This is a genomic window from Schaalia naturae (assembly GCF_042665795.1).
In the GTDB taxonomy this organism is placed as follows: Bacteria; Actinomycetota; Actinomycetes; order Actinomycetales; family Actinomycetaceae; genus Pauljensenia; species Pauljensenia naturae.
Genome location: NZ_JBHTEF010000001.1, coordinates 815,947 through 833,153, shown reverse-complemented (window position 1 = coordinate 833,153; position 17,207 = coordinate 815,947). Strand labels below are relative to the sequence as shown.

The following is a 17,207-nucleotide window of genomic DNA, read 5'->3' as shown; positions in this document are numbered from 1 at the left end:
GAGTCGATCCGCCGCCCGGCCGCGGGGGACAATGGCCTCCATGCGCAAGAAGGAGTCGACCCTGCCGCCCGAGCCCGTCCACGAGACGATCTCGGAGATCGACGTCTCGGAGGAGATGCGCGGCTCATACCTCGAGTACGCATACTCGGTGATCTACGCTCGTGCGCTTCCCGACGCCAGGGACGGCCTCAAGCCGGTCCAGCGGCGCATCCTCTACCAGATGGACCAGATGGGGCTGCGCCCCGACCGCGGGCACGTGAAGTCCCAGCGCGTCGTCGGAGAGGTCATGGGCAAGCTGCATCCCCATGGGGATTCCGCCATCTACGATGCTCTCGTCCGCCTGGCCCAGCCCTTCAACCTGCGCGTCCCCCTGGTCGACGGGCATGGGAATTTCGGCTCCCTCGATGACGGCCCGGCGGCCCCCCGCTACACCGAGGCGCGTCTGGGCCCCGCCGCGATGGACATGGTCGCCGACCTCGACCAGGACGTCGTCGATTTCGTCCCGAATTACGACAACCAGTTCACCCAGCCGGACGTGCTGCCCGCCGGCTTCCCGAACCTCCTGGTCAACGGCGCCTCCGGGATCGCGGTGGGGATGGCCACGAACATCCCCCCGCACAACCTCGCCGAGACGGCCGCCGCCGCCATCCACCTGCTCGACCATCCCGAAGCGACGACCGCCGACCTCATGCGCTACGTGCCCGGCCCTGACCTGCCCGAAGGCGGGGTGATCATCGGCCTCGACGGCATCCGCGAGGCCTACGAGACCGGGCGCGGCGCCTTCCGCACGCGGGCCAAGGTCTCCATCGAGAGGGTGACCGCCCGCAAGCAGGGCATCGTCGTCACCGAGCTGCCCTACATGGTGGGCCCCGAACGCGTCATCGAGAAGATCAAGGAGAACGTGCAGGCCGGGCGCCTCAAAGGCATCTCCGCCGTCCAGAACCTCACCGACCGCCATCATGGGCTGCGTCTGGTCATCGAGGTGAAGAACGGCTTCAACCCCGAGGCCGTCCTCCAGCAGCTCTACCGCCGCACTCCGCTGGAGGACTCCTTCTCCGTCAACGCCGTGGCGCTGGTCCACGGGCGGCCCCAGACGATGGGGCTGCGCGACATGCTCCGGGTCTTCGTCGACCATCGGCTGGACGTGACCACCCGGCGCTCCCGCTTTCGCCTGGGCCAGGCCGCCGACCGGCTCCACCTCGTCGAGGGCCTGCTCACCGCCATCCTCGACATCGATGACGTCATCGCCATCATCCGCTCCTCCGACGACGCCGACGAGGCCCGCAGCCGCCTCATGCTGGCCTTCGACCTCGACGAGACGCAGGCCACCTACATCCTCGAGCTGCGCCTGCGCCGCCTCACCCGGCTCTCGCGCCTCGAACTCGAGTCCGAACGCGACGATCTGCGCAGCAGGATCGACGAACTCGAGCAGATCCTCGCCGACGAGGCGCGGCTGCGCGACCTCGTCAAGGCCGAGCTGCGCGACGTGGCCGCGCGACTCGGCACTCCCCGGCGCACGCTCCTGCTGGCCGCCACCGGTTCCGCTCCCGAGGGCGCGGCCCTGGACTCCGGCCCCCACCCCCTGCTCTCCCTGCCGGCGGCGTCCGGGGCGGCGAAGGGCCTGGACCTCGAGATCGCGGACGACCCCTGCGTCGTCGTGCTCTCTGCCTCCGGGGGTCTGGCCCGCGTCCAGGGCGGGGAGCCCCTGGAGCCGGGTCCGCGCGCCGCGTCGGACGGTTGGCGGATGCAGCTGGCGACGACGGCCCGTTCGCAAGTGGCGGTCGTCACGGCCGACGGCCTCGCGCACCGCCTGGAGGTCGTCGACCTCCCGGCCCTGCCCCGTTTCGAGACGGGGCTGTCGCTGGAGGCAGCGACCCCCGCGCCCCTCCTGCTCCACACCGACGAGCCACCTGTCGGGCTGCTCGATCCCGCCGGCGATGCGGTGATCGCGATGGGCACCGCCCGCGGCGTCGTCAAGCGCCTGCGCCCGGAGACGCTGCGCAGGGACGCGTGGGAGATCATCTCCCTGGAGGACGGGGACCGCCTGGTCGGACTGGGCGACTGCCCCGATGACGCGGAGCTCGTGTTCGTCACCTCGGACGCGCATCTGCTGCGGATGCCTGCCTCCGCGGTCCGCCCCCAGGGCCGCACGGCCGGCGGGATGGCGGGCATCAGGACGGCGGACGGGGTCGACGCGATCGGGTTCTGGGTCGTCGCCGACCCCGGCGAGTCGGTGGTCGCGACCGTCGCCGCCGTCGCGGGCGCGTTGCCCGGGACGGGCCAGACCTCCGTCAAGGTGACCCCCCTGGCCGAGTACCCCGTCAAGGGCCGCGCCGGCCAGGGCGTGCGCGTCCAGCGCTTCCTGCGCGGGGAGGACCGCCTCGACATCGCGTGGGTGGGGCCGCGCCCCGTGCGCGCCGCCTCCGCCGACGGCGCGCCCGTCGAGCCTCCCGCCGAGGACGACCGCCGAGACGGGTCCGGGCAGCCGATCGCGGCCCCGATCGCCTCCTTCGGCTGAGGCCCCGAGCGGCGCTCGGGGCCGCGCGCCGCGGAGCTGCGCGCTCAGATGTTGATGGCGTAGAGGCGCGACTGCCCGACCGTGCGGAAGCCGAGCTGGTCGTAGACGTAGAGCGCGCCGGAGTGGTTGGCGGACCCCAGGCCCGCCGCTGTCCGATCCATGCCGTCGCCGACCTGGGCGTTCATCGAGGCCACGATGAGGGCGTCCGCCACGCGCGTGTGGCGCCACGGCTCCAGGACGCCCATCTGGTCGATGTAGCCCTCCTTCCACCCCAGGGCCGGCCAGTCCTGCTCGTACCGGGAGGCCCGGAGGAAGCCCGCGACCCGGGGCCGGTCCCCCGTGCGGTCCAGGGCGATGAACGACCAGCCGGGGACGAATGCCGTGCGCCCGAGCAGCCACTGCTCCATCGTCTGGGGCGGGCGTCCCCACTCCTGCTCGGACAGGCGGTTCGAGGCCTGTCGGGCGGGATCCTCCAAATCGTCGGACCACGGGACGACGGACAGATAGGAGCCGAGATCCGGCGTCCTGGGCAGCGAGGACAGGTCCGCCCGCAGCTCGTAGTAGGTGCGGGCCCAGTGGTAGCCGAGGTCCTCCAGATGGTCGACCAGCTCCACGTTGCCGGACTCGACGTGCATGACGATCTGGGCGGGTTCGCCCGGGGGCCTGCGCGCCAGGACCTCTCGGGCCGTGGCCGTCTGCCACTCGATGACGGCATGCCCCAGCCCCAGGCGGCGGAAACGGGGGTCCACGCCCCCTTGGCACACGCATTCCAGGTGTCCGGCCCGCCGGAGGGACGCCAGTCCGAAGGCGACCATCTGGCCGCTGCGGATGCCGCGCGTGGCGAGACCCGCGAGGCCGTGCCACGGCACGCCCTCCGACAGGATCTCCGCGACCTCGTCGGGGGAGGTGCGGTACGGCGGGTTGTCGGCCGCCTCGATCCGCGCGATGAGGTGCGCCAGAGGAGCCGCGTCCTGGGCGGTCAGGGCGCGCCACAGGATCCCGTGGTCGCCCTCGGGCATGGGGACATTGGTCATGACGTCGCCTCCCTCCCGGAGTGGATCGCTCGCCGCGGCCGCAGGCGCGGTCAGTGGTCGATCGTGTAATAGACCTGCGAGGACTGATCGACGAATCCCCAATGCTCGTAGATCGCGTGGGCGTTGCTGGAGCTGTCCATGTCGACGTCCAGGCCGACGCGCGAGACCCCGGACCCCGCCGCCGCGGCCAGCGTCGCCGACATCAGCGCCGTGGACAGGCCGTGACGGCGATGTTCCTCGGACACTCCCAGCAGCGAGACGTAGGCCTCCGTGCGCCCCTCGGCCACCCATCGCTCCGCCGGACGCCCCACCGCCAGGTATCCGGCGACCTCGTCCCGGGGGGACAACGCGACGAAGGACCAGCGCCGGTCGAGCTCGACCATCGCCTCGTCCCACCAGCGGCCCCGGACCTCCGGCCAGAAGTGCGTCGTGAAGACGTCCATGTGGACCGCGCGCACGACGCGCTCGTCGACGGAGTCCCAGGGCACGATCCTGTAGCCGTCGCGGGCGGGGACGGCCTCCTCGGCGCCCTCGATCTCCCGGTACATGATGCGGAACGTCCGCCGCGCGTAGAACCCCGCCGCGATGTAGAGCCGGCGCCGCTCGGTGACGTGGGCGTCGACGATGTTCGTGACGAGCGCCGGCACCTCGGAGTCCGCGCCGAAGACCCGCAGCAGGAGCTGCCGCGCCCGTCCGTCCTGCCAGAAGAGCAGCGCCCGGCCCACGCCACGTTCACGCCAGTGCGGCGCGATGAAGGCGTTGACCACGGCGATGGCCATGTCCTCGACGTCGCGCAGCACGCGCACACTCGCCACCGCGCACACCTGGTCCTCGGAGTCCAGGCCCACGATGGTATCCATGAGGTCGGCCCCGCCGCCCTCCATCATGTCGGCGATCTCCTGGGAGCTCGTGCGGTCAATCGCCCGGTCGAAGTCCTCGGCGTCGCGGATCAGCGCCGCGACGGCCGGCCCGTCGGAGGGGATGAGAGGCCTCCATCGGAGTCCCAGGTGCGCTCCCGGGTAGGGAACCGCGTCGGGCGCCTCCAGCCGCTCAGCCAATCCCGTCATGGGACCCATTCTACCGGCGCCCGAGAAGCGCCTCGACGCCGCCTGCCGCGCCCGCTCACGCCGGTCCTCAGGCATCGATGCGCTCACGGTCGATCCTCTCGGCGCCCTCGACGATGAACTCCCGGCGGGGTCCCACGACGGACCCCATGAGAAGCTCGAAGACGTCCTCCGCCCGACGCAGGCTGGCCTCGTCCTCGAGCGTGATGCGCCTGAGCGAGCGGTGCGCCGGGTCCATGGTGGTCTCCGCGAGCTGGTCGGCGTCCATCTCCCCCAGGCCCTTGTACCGCTGGATCGGCTCCTTCCAGTGTCGCCCCGACTTCTCCAGGGCACGCAGCCGGCGGTGGAGCTCGTCCTCCGAATAGGTGTAGACGTACTCACGAGGGCGGCGCCCCTGGGCGGAGACCTCGATCCGGTGCAACGGGGGGACAGCGGCGTAGACGCGGCCCGCCTCGACCATGGGCCGCATGTACCGGAAGAACAGGGTGAGCAGCAGCGTGCGGATGTGCGCGCCGTCCACATCGGCGTCCGTCATGAGGATGACCTTGCCGTAGCGGGCCTGCGTGAGGTCGAAGGTGCGCCCCGATCCCGCGCCGACGACCTGGATGATGTTCGCGCACTCGGCGTTCGCCAACATGTCGGCCGTCGAAGCCTTCTGGACGTTGAGGATCTTCCCGCGGATCGGGAAGAGGGCCTGGAACTCCGAGTTCCTCGCAGCCTTCGCGGTGCCCAGGGCGGAGTCGCCCTCGACGATGAACAGCTCGGTGCGCCCGACGTCGGAGGTGCGGCAGTCGGCGAGCTTCGCCGGCAGCGAGGAGGTCTCCAGGGCGTTCTTGCGCCGCGAGATCTCCTTGTGGATACGCGCCGAGACGCGGGCCTTCATCTCGCCGACGACCTTGTCGAGCAGCGCCTGCGTCTGCTGCTTGTCGTCGCGGCGGGTGGAGCGGAACTTCGCCTCGAGCCATTCCCCGACGACGCGGGCGACCACGCCGCGCACCTGGGAGGTGCCGAGGATTTCCTTCGTCTGTCCCTCGAACTGCGGTTCGGGCAGTCGCACGGTGACGATCGCGACCATGCCCGCCAGAATGTCGTCCTTCTCAAGGCGGCCGTCCTTGGGGCCGACCTTCAGCCTGCGGGCGTTGCGTTCCACCTGGGCGCGGAGCACCTTGACGAGGGCCTGCTCGAAACCCGCCACATGCGTGCCCCCGTTGGGAGTGGCGATGATGTTGGCGAAGGAGCGCTCCTGCGTGTCGTACCCGACCCCCCAGCGCAGCGCGCAGTCGACCGTGCAGGTGCGTTCGACGTCGGTGGGGCGCAGGTGCCCGGTGTCGGGGTCGAGCTGCTGCACGGTCTCCTGGTAGGTGCCCTCCCCCGTGACGTGCCACGTGTCGGTGACCGCGCCGTCCGAGGCGAGCCAGTCGGCGAAGTCGACGACGCCGCCATCGAAGCGGAACGTCTCCGCGCGGACCTCCTCGCCGCGCTCGTCGGTGCAATTGAGGGTGAGCCCGGGGACCAGGAAGGCCGTCTGGCGGGCGCGGGCCAGCAGATCCTCCCAGGAGAACCCCTCGGTGGAGGGGAAGATCTGGAAGTCCGCCCAGAACCTCACGCGCGTGCCCGTCACCCCCTTGCGCACGCGCCCCACCTGCTGGAGTCGGGAGGAGCTCGTGAACGGCGTGAACGGCGCGTTGGGCGTGCGCTCGTGCGAGTCGTCGTCGAACTCGCCAGGCTCCCCGCGCCTGAAGCACATCTGCCAGGTCTTCCCCGACCGGTCCACCTGGACGTCCATCCGAGCCGACAGGGCGTTGACCACGGAGGCCCCGACGCCGTGCAGGCCGCCCGAGGCTGCGTACGAGCCGCCCCCGAACTTCCCGCCGGCGTGCAGCTTCGTGTAGACCACCTCGACACCCGACAGGCCCACGCCGGGCACCTCGTCCACGGGCACGCCGCGCCCGTTGTCGCGCACCGAGACCGAGTGATCGGGATGCAGCACGACGTCGATCGTGTCGCAGTAGCCTTCCAGTGCCTCGTCCACCGAGTTGTCGATGATCTCCCACAGGCAGTGCATGAGCCCGCGGTGGTCGGTCGACCCGATGTACATGCCCGGGCGCTTGCGCACCGCCTCGAGTCCCTCCAGCACGGAGAGATGGCGGGCGTTGTAGTCGGAGCCTGCGTCTGTCGTCACCTGACCATCCTAGGAAGTGTCCGAATGCCGGTCATCTCACCCCGCCGTGGACCGCCCGAAATCGGCCTGATCGCGCGCCGAGGGGCGCGCCCGGAATTGTGCCCGCGGCGAAAGGCGCCTCCCCGGACTGTCATCTGGCGCCCATCGGTGGTCTGATGGGGCCATGAACGCACCGACCACGCTTGAACGTCCTGAGTCGATCGACTCACCGGCCCTCACGGCTGCCGATCGCTGCGACTACTGCGGGGCCCGCGCGTGGGTCCGTGTCACCTTGGCCAGCGGCCAGCTGCTCTTCTGCGCGCATCACGCACGTGAGAACATGGATGCGCTGCGCGCCGTCGCGGTCTCGATCCAGGATGACACCCATCTCCTGGTCGCCGACGAGGCGGGCACCGCCCGCTGAACCGAGACGATCCGGCGGGCCGTGTCCGGTGGGCGCGGCCCGCCTGCGCCGAGCGCCGCGATCCGGTGGATGCCGGGCAGGCGACGATGAGGAAGGAGAGGTCGGGCATGGGGTTCTTCTCCGGTTCCAGCGGCGGAGCCGTGGCGCCTCCGCCGATCACCCGCGACCGGCTGGTGTCGATCTTCGAGGACAACGGCTGGAAGTACTACATCGATAACGAGGGCGACCTGGGCGGGAACTGGGACGACAACCAGTTCTACTTCCTGCTGCGCGGCGAGGACGGCGAGATCCTCCACATCCAGTCGATGTGGCACATGACGCCGAACATCGACCGGCTGGAGGAGGTCCGTTCCTTCATCGAGCAGTGGCATCGGGAGCACCTGTGGCCCAAGTGCTACCACCGGATCTCGGATGAGGGCCGTATCCGCGTGTTCTGCGAGAACACGGTCGATCACGAGTTGGGCGCCACTGACGCCCAACTGCTCCAGCAGATCCACTGCGCGCTGGGGACGGCCACCAGCTTCTACGACGAATTGTCGGCGGCCATGGGCGTGTGAGACGCGGGACCGCCGCCGCCTCCACCCGGCCTCGCAGCCCATCCCCGACCCCCGACCCCCGACCAGACACGACCCGAGGAGACACGCACCGTGGGGTTCTTCAGTTCCGCCAGGACGCCCGCCGATGAGATCCGTCCCATCACCCAGGAACGGCTCATCCGCCTGCTCGACCTCCAGGGCTGGCACCACCAGATCGACGACGAGGGCGATCTGGGCGGTGTGTGGAACGGCAACTCCTTCTACTTCCTCCTCATCGGGCAGGACCATGAGCTGCTGCAGGTCCTCGGCTACCTCCGCCCGCGCGTCCCCGCCGAGGACCGCGACGCGCTGCGGGTCTTCATCGAGGACTGGCACCGCGACCACTTCTGGCCGAAATGCTACTTCGTGGAGGACCCCGACGAGGGCTCCCTGCGTCTGGCGGCCTCGGTCACCGTCGACTACGAGCAGGGGGCGACCGACGCCCAGCTCATGCAGCACATCATGTGCGGTCTGGGCACGGCCGGACAGGTCTTCGACGCGGCCTGCGAGACCCTCGGGCTTGAGAACCCGGACCCGGACCCGGACGCCTGACTCGGGCGGCCGACATCGCACAGAATGCTGAGGCCCAGATCCGGGCAACCCGCTGGCGACCCGTGTCGCCGCAGGTCACAGATGCGGGTTCATGACAGGGCCGGCGAGTATGTCTCGCATTCTGTGCTGTGGACTGTCGGGGCGGCCGGCCCGCGTGGCCGTCGGGACCCTTCGGCGACGGCTGCGGTGATCACGAGCGTTCTCAGCGCCCAGCGCGGGGTTCAGCGCCCGAATCGCAGATGGACGTCCCCGAATCTGTGCTGAACCCCGCACTCGTCGTCTGACGACCCGGCGAACACCGCTCCCGGCGCCGCGGGACATTCAGCCTGGAGACCCCAGGTCGGAGGACGGGCACCGAGGCTGCCGGAGAGGCCCGCCAGAGGTTCCCCACCGAGCCTTCGCAATGTCTCTTCCCTCGAGCCCAGCACGAGGTTGACGACTGCCGGGCCGAAGAGGCAGGCGGAGGAGGCCCAGAGGACCCGCCCGTTCCAGCCCGTGAGAAGGCCCGCCGCGAGCGTCGCGGCGACGATCACGACAAGCAGCCCCATGAGATCAGTTCTCTCATGTCGCGACTTTCCACGTCGCCCTCTGAAAAGCTCGCGATCCCGCAACCGCCAGCGGACGGACAGATCCCCGTTCAGTCCAGGTAGTCGCGGAGCACTTGCGAGCGCGAGGGGTGGCGCAGCTTCGACATGGTCTTCGACTCGATCTGGCGGATGCGCTCGCGCGTGACCCCATAGACCTTGCCGATCTCGTCGAGGGTCTTGGGCTGGCCGTCCCCCAGTCCGAAACGCATCGACACCACTCCGGCCTCGCGCTCCGACAGCGTGTCGAGCACCCGGTGGAGCTGCTCCTGGAGCAGCGTGAACGACACCGCGTCCGCCGGGACGATGGCCTCGGAGTCCTCGATGAGGTCACCGAACTCGGAGTCCCCGTCCTCGCCCAGCGGCGTGGCCAGAGAGATCGGCTCGCGTCCGTACTTCTGGACCTCGACGACCTTCTCCGGCGTCATGTCGAGTTCCTTCGCCAGCTCCTCCGGCGTGGGCTCCCGCCCGAGGTCCTGCAGCATCTGGCGCTGGACGCGCGCCAGCTTGTTGATGACCTCGACCATGTGCACGGGAATGCGGATGGTGCGCGCCTGGTCGGCCATGGCCCGCGTGATCGCCTGGCGGATCCACCATGTCGCGTACGTCGAGAACTTGTAGCCCTTCGTGTAGTCGAATTTCTCGACCGCACGGATCAGGCCCAGGTTGCCCTCCTGGATGAGATCGAGGAACTGCATGCCGCGACCGGTGTAGCGCTTCGCGAGGGAGACGACCAGGCGCAGGTTGGCCTCCAGCAGATGGTTCTTCGCATTGTGGCCGTCCTGGGCGATGAAGTGCAGCTCGCGCCGTTCCTTCGATGTCAATGAGTCCGTCTCGTTCTTGAGCTTGTACTCCGCATACAGGCCCGCCTCGATGCGCCGGGCGAGATCGACCTCCTGCTCGGCGTTCAGGAGGGGGACCTTGCCGATCTGCTTGAGGTAGTCCTTGACCGGATCGGCGGTCGCCCCCGCCACCGTCACCTGCTGGACCGGCTCATCGGTCTCATCGGAGTCGGAGACGACGAACCCGCCGCTGACCTTGATGCCCTCGGAGGTGCGCGCGCGCAGGGCGGCGGCCTTGCGCTCGGTGACGTCGACGGAGTCCGTGCCCTCCGCGTCCTTCGCCTCCTCCTCGCCGGAGCCGTCTGCGGCCTCGGCATCGTCCTCCGGGGCGTCGTCTTCTGTGGTGTCGTCCTCCGGGGCGTCCTCGGCGGCGTCGTCCGCGTCGAGATCCTCGAGTGACACCTCGAGGTCCTCGTCCTCGTGCGTCTCGTCCTCCGCCGGCGCAGCGGTCTGAGGCGCCTCTTTCTTCTTCTTCGCAGAGGCCGATGCCTTCTTCTCAGAGGCCTTGTGCGCGCCCGACCGCCCGGCGGCGGACTTCGCCCCCGCGCCCCGGGAGGCGGACGGCTTCTTCTTCGTGGTCTTCGTGGTGGAGGCGGATGCGCGACGGGATGCGGTCACACTGATCCCTTTCTCGGAAGCTCGGGGGGCTGGCGTCAACGGACTGACATCAATTATAATCCGGCACGGCCCGGATTCCCCGCCAGAGCTCAGCTCTGAGCGTGAGGTGTGGTGGTCACCACCGGGCATGGCGCATCCAGGAGGATGCGCGTGGCAGTGGGGCCGATGACAGCCCGCGCCGATCCGCCCGGGCGCAGTCCCAGGACGATGCAATCGGCGGCGGTCCGCCTCGCGGTCTCCAGCACGGTGCCGGCGACATCCTCCCGGGCGCTCGCGTGGCGCACCTCGAAAGCCACATCCGCCTCCCCCAGGTGGCGCCAAAGGCGGTCCTCGGCGTCTTCCGTCGTGCGGGGGTCCTCCTCGTCTGATTTCGAGGCGAGCACCACGACCAGGGTCGAGCCCCTGGCCTCCGCGATCCGCAACGCCCGGTCAAGCGCCGCCTCCGACTCGCGGTTCCCGTGGTAGCTCAGCACGACCGCCATGCGCTCCTCCGGTTCTCGACGACTCCCCATGCCCTGACTGCGCTCCATGATACGAGGGCGCGCGCCGCAGCGGTCCGAGGGGTCGGATAGCCTGAGCCCATGACACGGCGCGCCACTCCCTCCGCCAGCCTCGCTCCCTCCACCGCTCTCGCGCCGACGCCGGAGGCGCTCGCCCCCCGCATCTCGGCCGCCACCGCCCGTCACCTTGAGGGACTCGGCTTTCTTCCGGGACAGGACGGGCCCGGGGCCGAGCTCACCCGCGCCGCCTCCGCGGCCGTGCGCGGCGGCAAGCGCGTCCGGGGCTACCTCGTGTTCCTCGGCTGGACGCTGGCACGCGGGATCGCTGCCCTTCCCCCCGGCGACGAGGACGCCGCCGACTCCCCCGTCGACTCCCTGGCCGCAGCGTTGGAGCTGTACCAGGCCTCGGCGCTGGTCCATGACGACATCATCGACCATGCCGACATGCGTCGGGGGCGCCCGACCACGCGGGTCGCCTTGACCGCGCACCACCGCCGCTCCGGCTGGGCCGGATCGTCCGCGGTCTTCGGCGACTCCGGGGCGATCCTCACCGGCGACCTCCTGCTCTCAGCGGCCGACCACGCCGTGGCCGAGGCCGGCGGCGGGCTCCCCCCGGAGGCGGCCGTCGCCGTCCTGCGCCGCTTCACTGCGATGCATGCCGAGGTCGCCGTCGGCCAGTACCTGGATCTGCGCGCCGAGCAGCAGCCCCTGGATCCCGCGGATCCGGCGTCCCCGACGGTCGAGGGGGCGTTGGAGGTCGCGCGGTTGAAGTCCGCTCGCTACTCCGTGGTCCACCCCGCAGTGCTCGGGATCCTGGCCGGGCAGGGCGGCTCGGGGCTCGTCGAGGCGGCGGAGGCCGTCCTCGGGCCGTGGGGCCTGGCCTTCCAGCTGCGCGACGACGATCTCGGCGTCTTCGGCGATCCCCGGGTGACGGGCAAGCCCGCCGGGGACGATCTGCGGGAGGGCAAGCGAACGGCGCTCCTGGCGCTGGCATGGTCGCGAGCGACCGAGGCTGAGCGCCGGTTGCTGGCCGAGGACCTGGGGCGGCGCGACACCGGAGACGCCGGCATCGCCCGCATGGCGGAGATCCTCGCCGTCAGGGGGCGCGGCGCCCATGAAGCGCTCATCGCCGATCTGGTCGAGGAGGGCCGACGCTGTCTGGACGCCGCGGACCCGGACCCCGAGCAGCGGTCCCTCCTCGAGGGGCTCGGCGACTTGCTGGCGCTTAGGCGCCTGTAGGCGAGGGACTCCGAGGATGACGCGGCCTCAGAGTGCGAGCATCGCCGCCACGGCGTTCACGCGGTGATGGCGCCCCCTGAGCAGGGCCTCCAGCGGGGTCTCGCCCAGCTCCTCCTCGGGCGTGTACAGCCAGGCGATGGCCTCCTCCGGACTGAAGCCACCGTCGGCCAGCAGGGTGAGCGTGCCCGGGAGGTTCCACAGCGGCTCCCAGCCCGACTCGCCCTTGGTGAGGATCTCCTCGGGGATGCCGGCCTTCCCGTCCGCTGCGCGCACGGTGAACAGCTGACGATCGCGCACCATCTGCTTGATCTTCCTCGGCTCGACCCCGAGCTTGCGCGCGGCCTCGGCGATGGACAGGACGGATGTCGGTTCGCTCATGGGACGATTCTAGGCGAGGCCGCGGCCTTGCCTTCCCGTGGGATCGCGGGCCTTCCCGTAGAATCCGAGTCGTGCCAGTGACCGGATCCGACAACACCGCAGGCGGGGACCACGCCTCGCCCCGGTCCGGCGCCGCCACGGGACCCTCGGATCCCCTGATCGGACTGCTGGTCGACGACCGCTATCGCATCCGCTCGCGGCTCGCGCGCGGAGGCATGGCCACCGTTTACGTCGCCCATGACGAGCGCCTGGACCGCCCGGTGGCGCTCAAGGTCATGCACCCCCACCTCGCGGAGTCCGCCGGGTTCGTCGCCCGGTTCCGCAGGGAGGCACGGGCCGCGGCGAGGATCGTGCATCCCGGCGTCGTCTCCGTCTTCGACCAGGGCGTCGTCCACGGCCAGGGGTTCCTGGTGATGGAGCTGGTCGACGGGCCGAACCTGCGCACCCTCCTCCAGGCCCAGGGCGCCTTCACCGTCGAGCAGGCGCTGCGCTACGCCGAGGAGATCCTCGACGCCCTGCGCGCGGCCCACCGAGTCGGCGTCATCCACCGCGACGTCAAGCCGGAGAACGTCCTCGTCCCCACGGAGGGCCCCGTCCGCGTCACCGACTTCGGCCTGGCCCGCGCGGCCTCCGACGTGTCGATGTCGACCACCGGGTCGATGCTGGGCACCGTCGCCTACATGCCGCCGGAGATCGCGACGACCGGACGGACCGACCCACGCACCGACATCTACTCCGTCGGCATCATGCTGGAGGAGATGCTGGTCGGCCACATCCCCTGGGAGGGGGACTCCCCCATGCAGATGGCGTACGCGCATGTCAACGATGACGTGCCCGTGCCCTCGGACGAGCAGCCCTGGATCCCCCGGGAAGTCGACGACCTGGTGGCCTCCCTGGCGGCCCGCGATCCCGATGAGCGTCCCGCGGACGCCGGGCAGGCCCAGGCCCTCGTCGCCCGTGTCCGTTCCGCGCTGCCCCCGGAGATCCTCTCCAGACGCGCCCCCGTGTCGCGCCTGGAGGCGCCGGAGGGCGACACGGCCCGCATCCCCGCCGCGGGGCGCACCTCTCCCCTGCCCTCGCCCCTCACTCCGACCTCGCAGGCCGTCGTCCACGCCTCCGGCGTGACGCCCTCGGGCGGAACTTCCTCCCGCCGGTCGCCCAGCTCGCGCGTCCGCACCCTCGTCGCGCTCCTCGTCGTCCTGCTCCTGGCGGGAGGGGCGGGCGGCTGGTGGTGGTGGACCCAGTACGGGCCCGGCTCCTATGTCGAGCTCCCCGCCACCGCCGGCCGCTCCGCCGCGGCCGTCGAATCCGACCTCAAGGCGCTCGGGCTGGACTACGCCCTCACCCAGGCCTTCAGCGACGACGTCGAGGAGGGGACCGTGATCTCCTCCGAGCCCGACGGCGGCATGCCGGTCCACAAGGACTCCGAGGTGCGGCTCACCGTGTCGAAGGGCGTCGACATGCGCGCCGTCCCCGACCTCGTCGGACGCGGCGAGGACGAGGCGCGCACGGCCCTCACGGACGCCGGGCTCGCCGCCGGGGCCCTCGATCGGGAGTGGTCGGAGACCGTCCCCGAGGGGCAGGTCGTCAGCCAGGCCACGAAGGCCGGTACGTCCGTGCCCCACGGAACGGAGGTGGACCTCGTGGTCTCCAAGGGGCGCGAACCCCTCGCCGTCCCCGACCTCACCGGGCTCGGCGGCGACGAGGCCCGTGAGAAGATCGAGGCCCTGGGGCTGACGGCCTCCCCGAGCGAAGCCTATTCCGACACCGTTGACGCCGGTGTCGTCATCTCGCAGTCCACCGGCGCGGGGACGACCCTGCACCGGGGGGACCCGGTCTCCTACGTCGTCTCCAAGGGCCCGGAGATGGTGACCGTCCCCGACCTCACCGGCAAGCAGCTGGAGGAGGCCCAGCAGGACCTCGAGGCCCTCGGACTGTCCACCGACGTCCGCCGTCTCGCAGGGGGATGGTTCAACACCGTGCGCTCGACGGACCCCGCGGCCGGCACGGCCGTCCCGAAGGGGACGACCGTGACGATCACGATCGTCTGAGCCCGCCCCCTCACACCTGGCGGAGGAGCTCCGCCACCTGGAACGCCATCTCCAGGGACTGCTGGTGGTTGAGCCGCGGATCGACCAGGGTCTCGTAGCGTCTGGCCAGCGAGCCCTCGTCGATCTGCTCGGATCCGCCGATGATCTCCGTGACGTCGTCGCCGGTGAGCTCCACATGGATGCCGCCGGGCACCGTGCCGGTGTCGTCGCAGGCCTCGAAGAAGCCTCGGACCTCGTCCATGATCGTCTCGAACTCCCGGGTCTTGTAGCCCGTCGAGGAGGTGATCGTGTTCCCGTGCATCGGGTCGGCCGTCCACGTCACCGGGCGCCCGTCCCGCTGGGCCGCCTGCAGCAGGGGCGGCAGGGCCTCGCGGATGCGTCCGGCGCCCATCCGCGTGATGAACGTGAGGCGACCCTCCTCGCCCCGGGGATTGAGCCGCTCCATGAGCGCCCGGACCTCCTCCGGGCCGGCCGTGGGGCCCAGCTTGACGCCGATCGGGTTGCGCACCCGGCTGAGCAGCTCGACGTGGGCCCCCTCGAGGTCCCGGGTGCGCTCGCCGATCCACAGGAAATGCCCCGAGGTGTCATAGGGCAGGTCCGAGCGCGAGTCGATCCGGGTCATGGCCGACTCGTACTCCAGGAGCAGCGCCTCGTGGGCGCTATAGAGGTCCACCTCGCGCAGCGAGTCGAAGTCGGCGCCCGCCGCCTCCATGAACTTCACCGCCCGGTGGATCTCCTCCGCCAGGGACTCGTACTTCGCGTAGGCCGGGTTCTTCGTGAAACCGCGGTTCCAGTGGTGGACCAGCCGCAGGTCCGCGTATCCGCCCTTCGTGAACGCCCGGATGAGGTTGAGCGAGGACGCGGCATGCTGGTAGGCCTCCAGCAGTCGGGCCGGATCCGGGGTGCGCGCCTCGGCGGTGAACTCGTAGGAGTTCACGGCGTCCCCCCGGTAGGAGGGCAGCGTCACCCCGTCGCGGGTCTCCAGATCGGCCGACCGCGGCTTCGCGTACTGGCCGGCGATCCGCCCGATCTTGACGACCGGCAGCGAGGCGCCGTACGTGAGGACCACCGCCATCTGCAGGAGCGTCTGGATCTTCAGACGCAGATGATCGGCCGTGGACTCCTCGAACGTCTCCGCGCAGTCGCCGCCGACCAGCACGAACGCCTCGCCTCGGCCGGCCGCTCCGAGGTCCGCGCGCAGGTCGTCGACCTCTCCCGCGAACACCAAGGGGGGCTGTCGGCGCAGATCCGCCGTCGTCTCCGCCACGGCCCGGGCCGAGGGGTAGTTCGGCTGCTGGGAGGCCGGATGGGTCCGCCACGTGTCCCATGCCGCCGTCCCCTGCCCGGGCGGGGCCCACAGCTCCGGAGAACGGGCCAGCCGCGATCCGCCGAGGCCGCGGTCCTCCCGCCAGGGCAGCCGGGCCGTCATCGCGCCGCTGGGGACACCGTCTGGCCGATGCCCTCCATCAGCTCGGTGAACCAGGCCTGGGAGATGTCGAACGGCTTGCCGCCGCGGATGCGCGGGAAGGCGATCGCCTTGAGGCGGTCCCCATCCTCCTCGTCGTGGCCGATGACGCCGGACTCCCCGCGGAAGGCGCACTCCACCGCCAGGTCCGTCATCGACTGGATGAGACGCAGGTCCTCGCCGTTGGCGTGGGCCGACCGCGAGAAGTACCCGGACTTCTGCACCATGACCTTCTCGGCGCCGATCCGCGCCGCGAACTGCTTGGCGAACCACTGGCCGGGGTTGATGGTGTCGAGCTTGACATGGCCGAAGGGGTCGCGCTGGACCTCCTGCCCGGCGGCCTCCATCTGCGCGATGATCTCGGGCACGCCCGCGCCCTCGGACAGGAAGATGTTGACATTGCCCACCCGGTCCATGACCCCGCGCAGGCGCTGCGCCTCCCCGTCGATGTCCAGGGCCATCTCCGGCAGGAACACGGCGTGGATCGCCCAGCGCTCCTTGGACAGCCCGATGGAGGGCACCCACTCCTGGGTGTCGAGCCACTGCGTGTACTTCCTCGAGGCCGCGGCCGTCAGCCATCCGCAGTTGCGGCCCATGACCTCGTGGACGATGAGCATCCGCGGGTTCGACCGATGCTCTCCGATGACGTTCTGCGCGAAGCGCGACGCCTCCTCCGCGGCCGTCCAGGCGCCCAGCGACTGGCGGATGGGGACGATGTCGTTGTCGATCGTCTTGGGCAGGCCCACGACAGTGAGGTCGTACCCGTTGTCGTGGAGGTAGGCGGCGAGATCCGCGGCCGTCGTGTTCGTGTCGTCGCCGCCGATCGTGTGCAGGACGTCGACGCCGTCGGCGCGCAGCTGCTCGGCTGCGACCTCCAGCGGGTTCTGCCCCTCGCGGACCAGCCCGCGGTCGACCAGGTCCCGCGCGTTCGTCAGCTTGACGCGCGAGTTCCCGATCGGCGATCCGCCGAAACGGTGGAGGACCTGCGCGTGGGCGCGGGCCTCGGCGTCCACGCGAACGAAGCTGCCCGTCAGCAGTCCGTGGTAGCCGTGCTGGTAGGCGATGATGTCAACACTCGGATCGATCTCCGTGTAGCGCTGGATCAGGCCGCCGACAGCGGAGGAGAGGCACGGAGCGAATCCACCGGCGGTGAGCAGGGCGACGCGACGGACCGACATGGGAGGGCACCTTTCGAGAGACCG

The 17,207-nt window shown here is 70.7% G+C and carries 14 protein-coding genes; 6 read left to right on the top strand and 8 right to left on the bottom strand.

Annotation, left to right across the window (positions count from 1 at the left end; all coding sequences use genetic code 11):
* Positions 1 to 40 precede the first annotated feature (40 nt).
* On the top strand, positions 41 to 2,518 hold the full coding sequence (locus ACFQWG_RS03625; protein WP_380972200.1) for a DNA gyrase/topoisomerase IV subunit A: 2,478 nt from the start codon (positions 41 to 43) through the stop codon (positions 2,516 to 2,518).
* 44 nt (positions 2,519 to 2,562) lie between these two features.
* Here ACFQWG_RS03625 and ACFQWG_RS03620 read toward each other — a convergent pair whose 3' ends face one another.
* From ACFQWG_RS03620 to ACFQWG_RS03610, 3 genes are all read right to left on the bottom strand, one after another.
* Positions 2,563 to 3,552, bottom strand: coding sequence for a GNAT family N-acetyltransferase (locus ACFQWG_RS03620; protein ID WP_380972198.1), 990 nt, complete (start codon positions 3,550 to 3,552; stop codon positions 2,563 to 2,565).
* 50 nt (positions 3,553 to 3,602) lie between these two features.
* Positions 3,603 to 4,619, bottom strand: a complete 1,017-nt coding sequence (locus tag ACFQWG_RS03615; RefSeq protein WP_380972196.1) for a GNAT family N-acetyltransferase — start codon at positions 4,617 to 4,619, stop codon at positions 3,603 to 3,605.
* A gap of 67 nt (positions 4,620 to 4,686) precedes the next feature.
* Complete coding sequence (locus tag ACFQWG_RS03610) at positions 4,687 to 6,798, bottom strand: DNA gyrase/topoisomerase IV subunit B (protein ID WP_380972194.1); 2,112 nt, start codon at positions 6,796 to 6,798, stop codon at positions 4,687 to 4,689.
* 163 nt (positions 6,799 to 6,961) lie between these two features.
* Here ACFQWG_RS03610 and ACFQWG_RS03605 point away from each other — a divergent pair, with 163 nt between their 5' ends.
* The 3 genes from ACFQWG_RS03605 to ACFQWG_RS03595 all read left to right on the top strand — a co-directional run bounded on the left by ACFQWG_RS03605 (position 6,962) and on the right by ACFQWG_RS03595 (position 8,328).
* Positions 6,962 to 7,201, top strand: coding sequence for a DUF7455 domain-containing protein (locus ACFQWG_RS03605; RefSeq protein ID WP_291494897.1), 240 nt, complete (start codon positions 6,962 to 6,964; stop codon positions 7,199 to 7,201).
* Positions 7,202 to 7,308: 107 nt separating this feature from the next.
* Positions 7,309 to 7,758, top strand: coding sequence for a type III secretion system chaperone family protein (locus tag ACFQWG_RS03600; RefSeq protein ID WP_291494896.1), 450 nt, complete (start codon positions 7,309 to 7,311; stop codon positions 7,756 to 7,758).
* A gap of 90 nt (positions 7,759 to 7,848) precedes the next feature.
* Positions 7,849 to 8,328, top strand: coding sequence for a type III secretion system chaperone family protein (locus tag ACFQWG_RS03595; protein WP_380972191.1), 480 nt, complete (start codon positions 7,849 to 7,851; stop codon positions 8,326 to 8,328).
* A 637-nt stretch (positions 8,329 to 8,965) separates the two neighbouring features.
* Here ACFQWG_RS03595 and ACFQWG_RS03590 read toward each other — a convergent pair.
* Both ACFQWG_RS03590 and ACFQWG_RS03585 read right to left on the bottom strand, forming a co-directional pair.
* The gene (locus ACFQWG_RS03590; RefSeq protein WP_380972189.1) at positions 8,966 to 10,411 is read right to left on the bottom strand and encodes an RNA polymerase sigma factor; all 1,446 of its coding nucleotides are present in this window, start codon (positions 10,409 to 10,411) and stop codon (positions 8,966 to 8,968) included.
* Between the two features lie 50 nt (positions 10,412 to 10,461).
* Positions 10,462 to 10,854 carry a universal stress protein gene (locus ACFQWG_RS03585; RefSeq protein ID WP_291494893.1) on the bottom strand — a complete coding sequence of 131 codons (393 nt, stop codon included), beginning with the start codon at positions 10,852 to 10,854 and terminating at the stop codon, positions 10,462 to 10,464.
* 99 nt (positions 10,855 to 10,953) lie between these two features.
* On the opposite strand from ACFQWG_RS03585, the gene ACFQWG_RS03580 reads away from it, so the two are divergent.
* Entirely contained in the window at positions 10,954 to 12,111 is a 1,158-nt protein-coding gene (locus tag ACFQWG_RS03580; RefSeq protein ID WP_380972187.1) for a polyprenyl synthetase family protein, read from the top strand.
* A 27-nt stretch (positions 12,112 to 12,138) separates the two neighbouring features.
* Here the strand turns inward: ACFQWG_RS03580 and ACFQWG_RS03575 are convergent, their stop codons facing one another.
* Positions 12,139 to 12,489, bottom strand: a complete 351-nt coding sequence (locus tag ACFQWG_RS03575) for an Rv2175c family DNA-binding protein (RefSeq protein ID WP_380972185.1) — start codon at positions 12,487 to 12,489, stop codon at positions 12,139 to 12,141.
* Between the two features lie 71 nt (positions 12,490 to 12,560).
* On the opposite strand from ACFQWG_RS03575, the gene pknB reads away from it, so the two are divergent.
* Positions 12,561 to 14,540, top strand: a complete 1,980-nt coding sequence (pknB, locus tag ACFQWG_RS03570) for a Stk1 family PASTA domain-containing Ser/Thr kinase (RefSeq protein ID WP_380972183.1) — start codon at positions 12,561 to 12,563, stop codon at positions 14,538 to 14,540.
* Positions 14,541 to 14,550: 10 nt separating this feature from the next.
* Here pknB and ACFQWG_RS03565 read toward each other — a convergent pair whose 3' ends face one another.
* Both ACFQWG_RS03565 and ACFQWG_RS03560 read right to left on the bottom strand, forming a co-directional pair.
* Complete coding sequence (locus tag ACFQWG_RS03565; protein WP_380972182.1) at positions 14,551 to 15,969, bottom strand: class II 3-deoxy-7-phosphoheptulonate synthase; 1,419 nt, start codon at positions 15,967 to 15,969, stop codon at positions 14,551 to 14,553.
* Positions 15,966 to 17,183, bottom strand: coding sequence for a pyrophosphate--fructose-6-phosphate 1-phosphotransferase (locus ACFQWG_RS03560; RefSeq protein WP_380972180.1), 1,218 nt, complete (start codon positions 17,181 to 17,183; stop codon positions 15,966 to 15,968). Before ACFQWG_RS03560 ends, ACFQWG_RS03565 begins: the two co-directional genes overlap by 4 nt.
* Positions 17,184 to 17,207 lie beyond the last annotated feature (24 nt).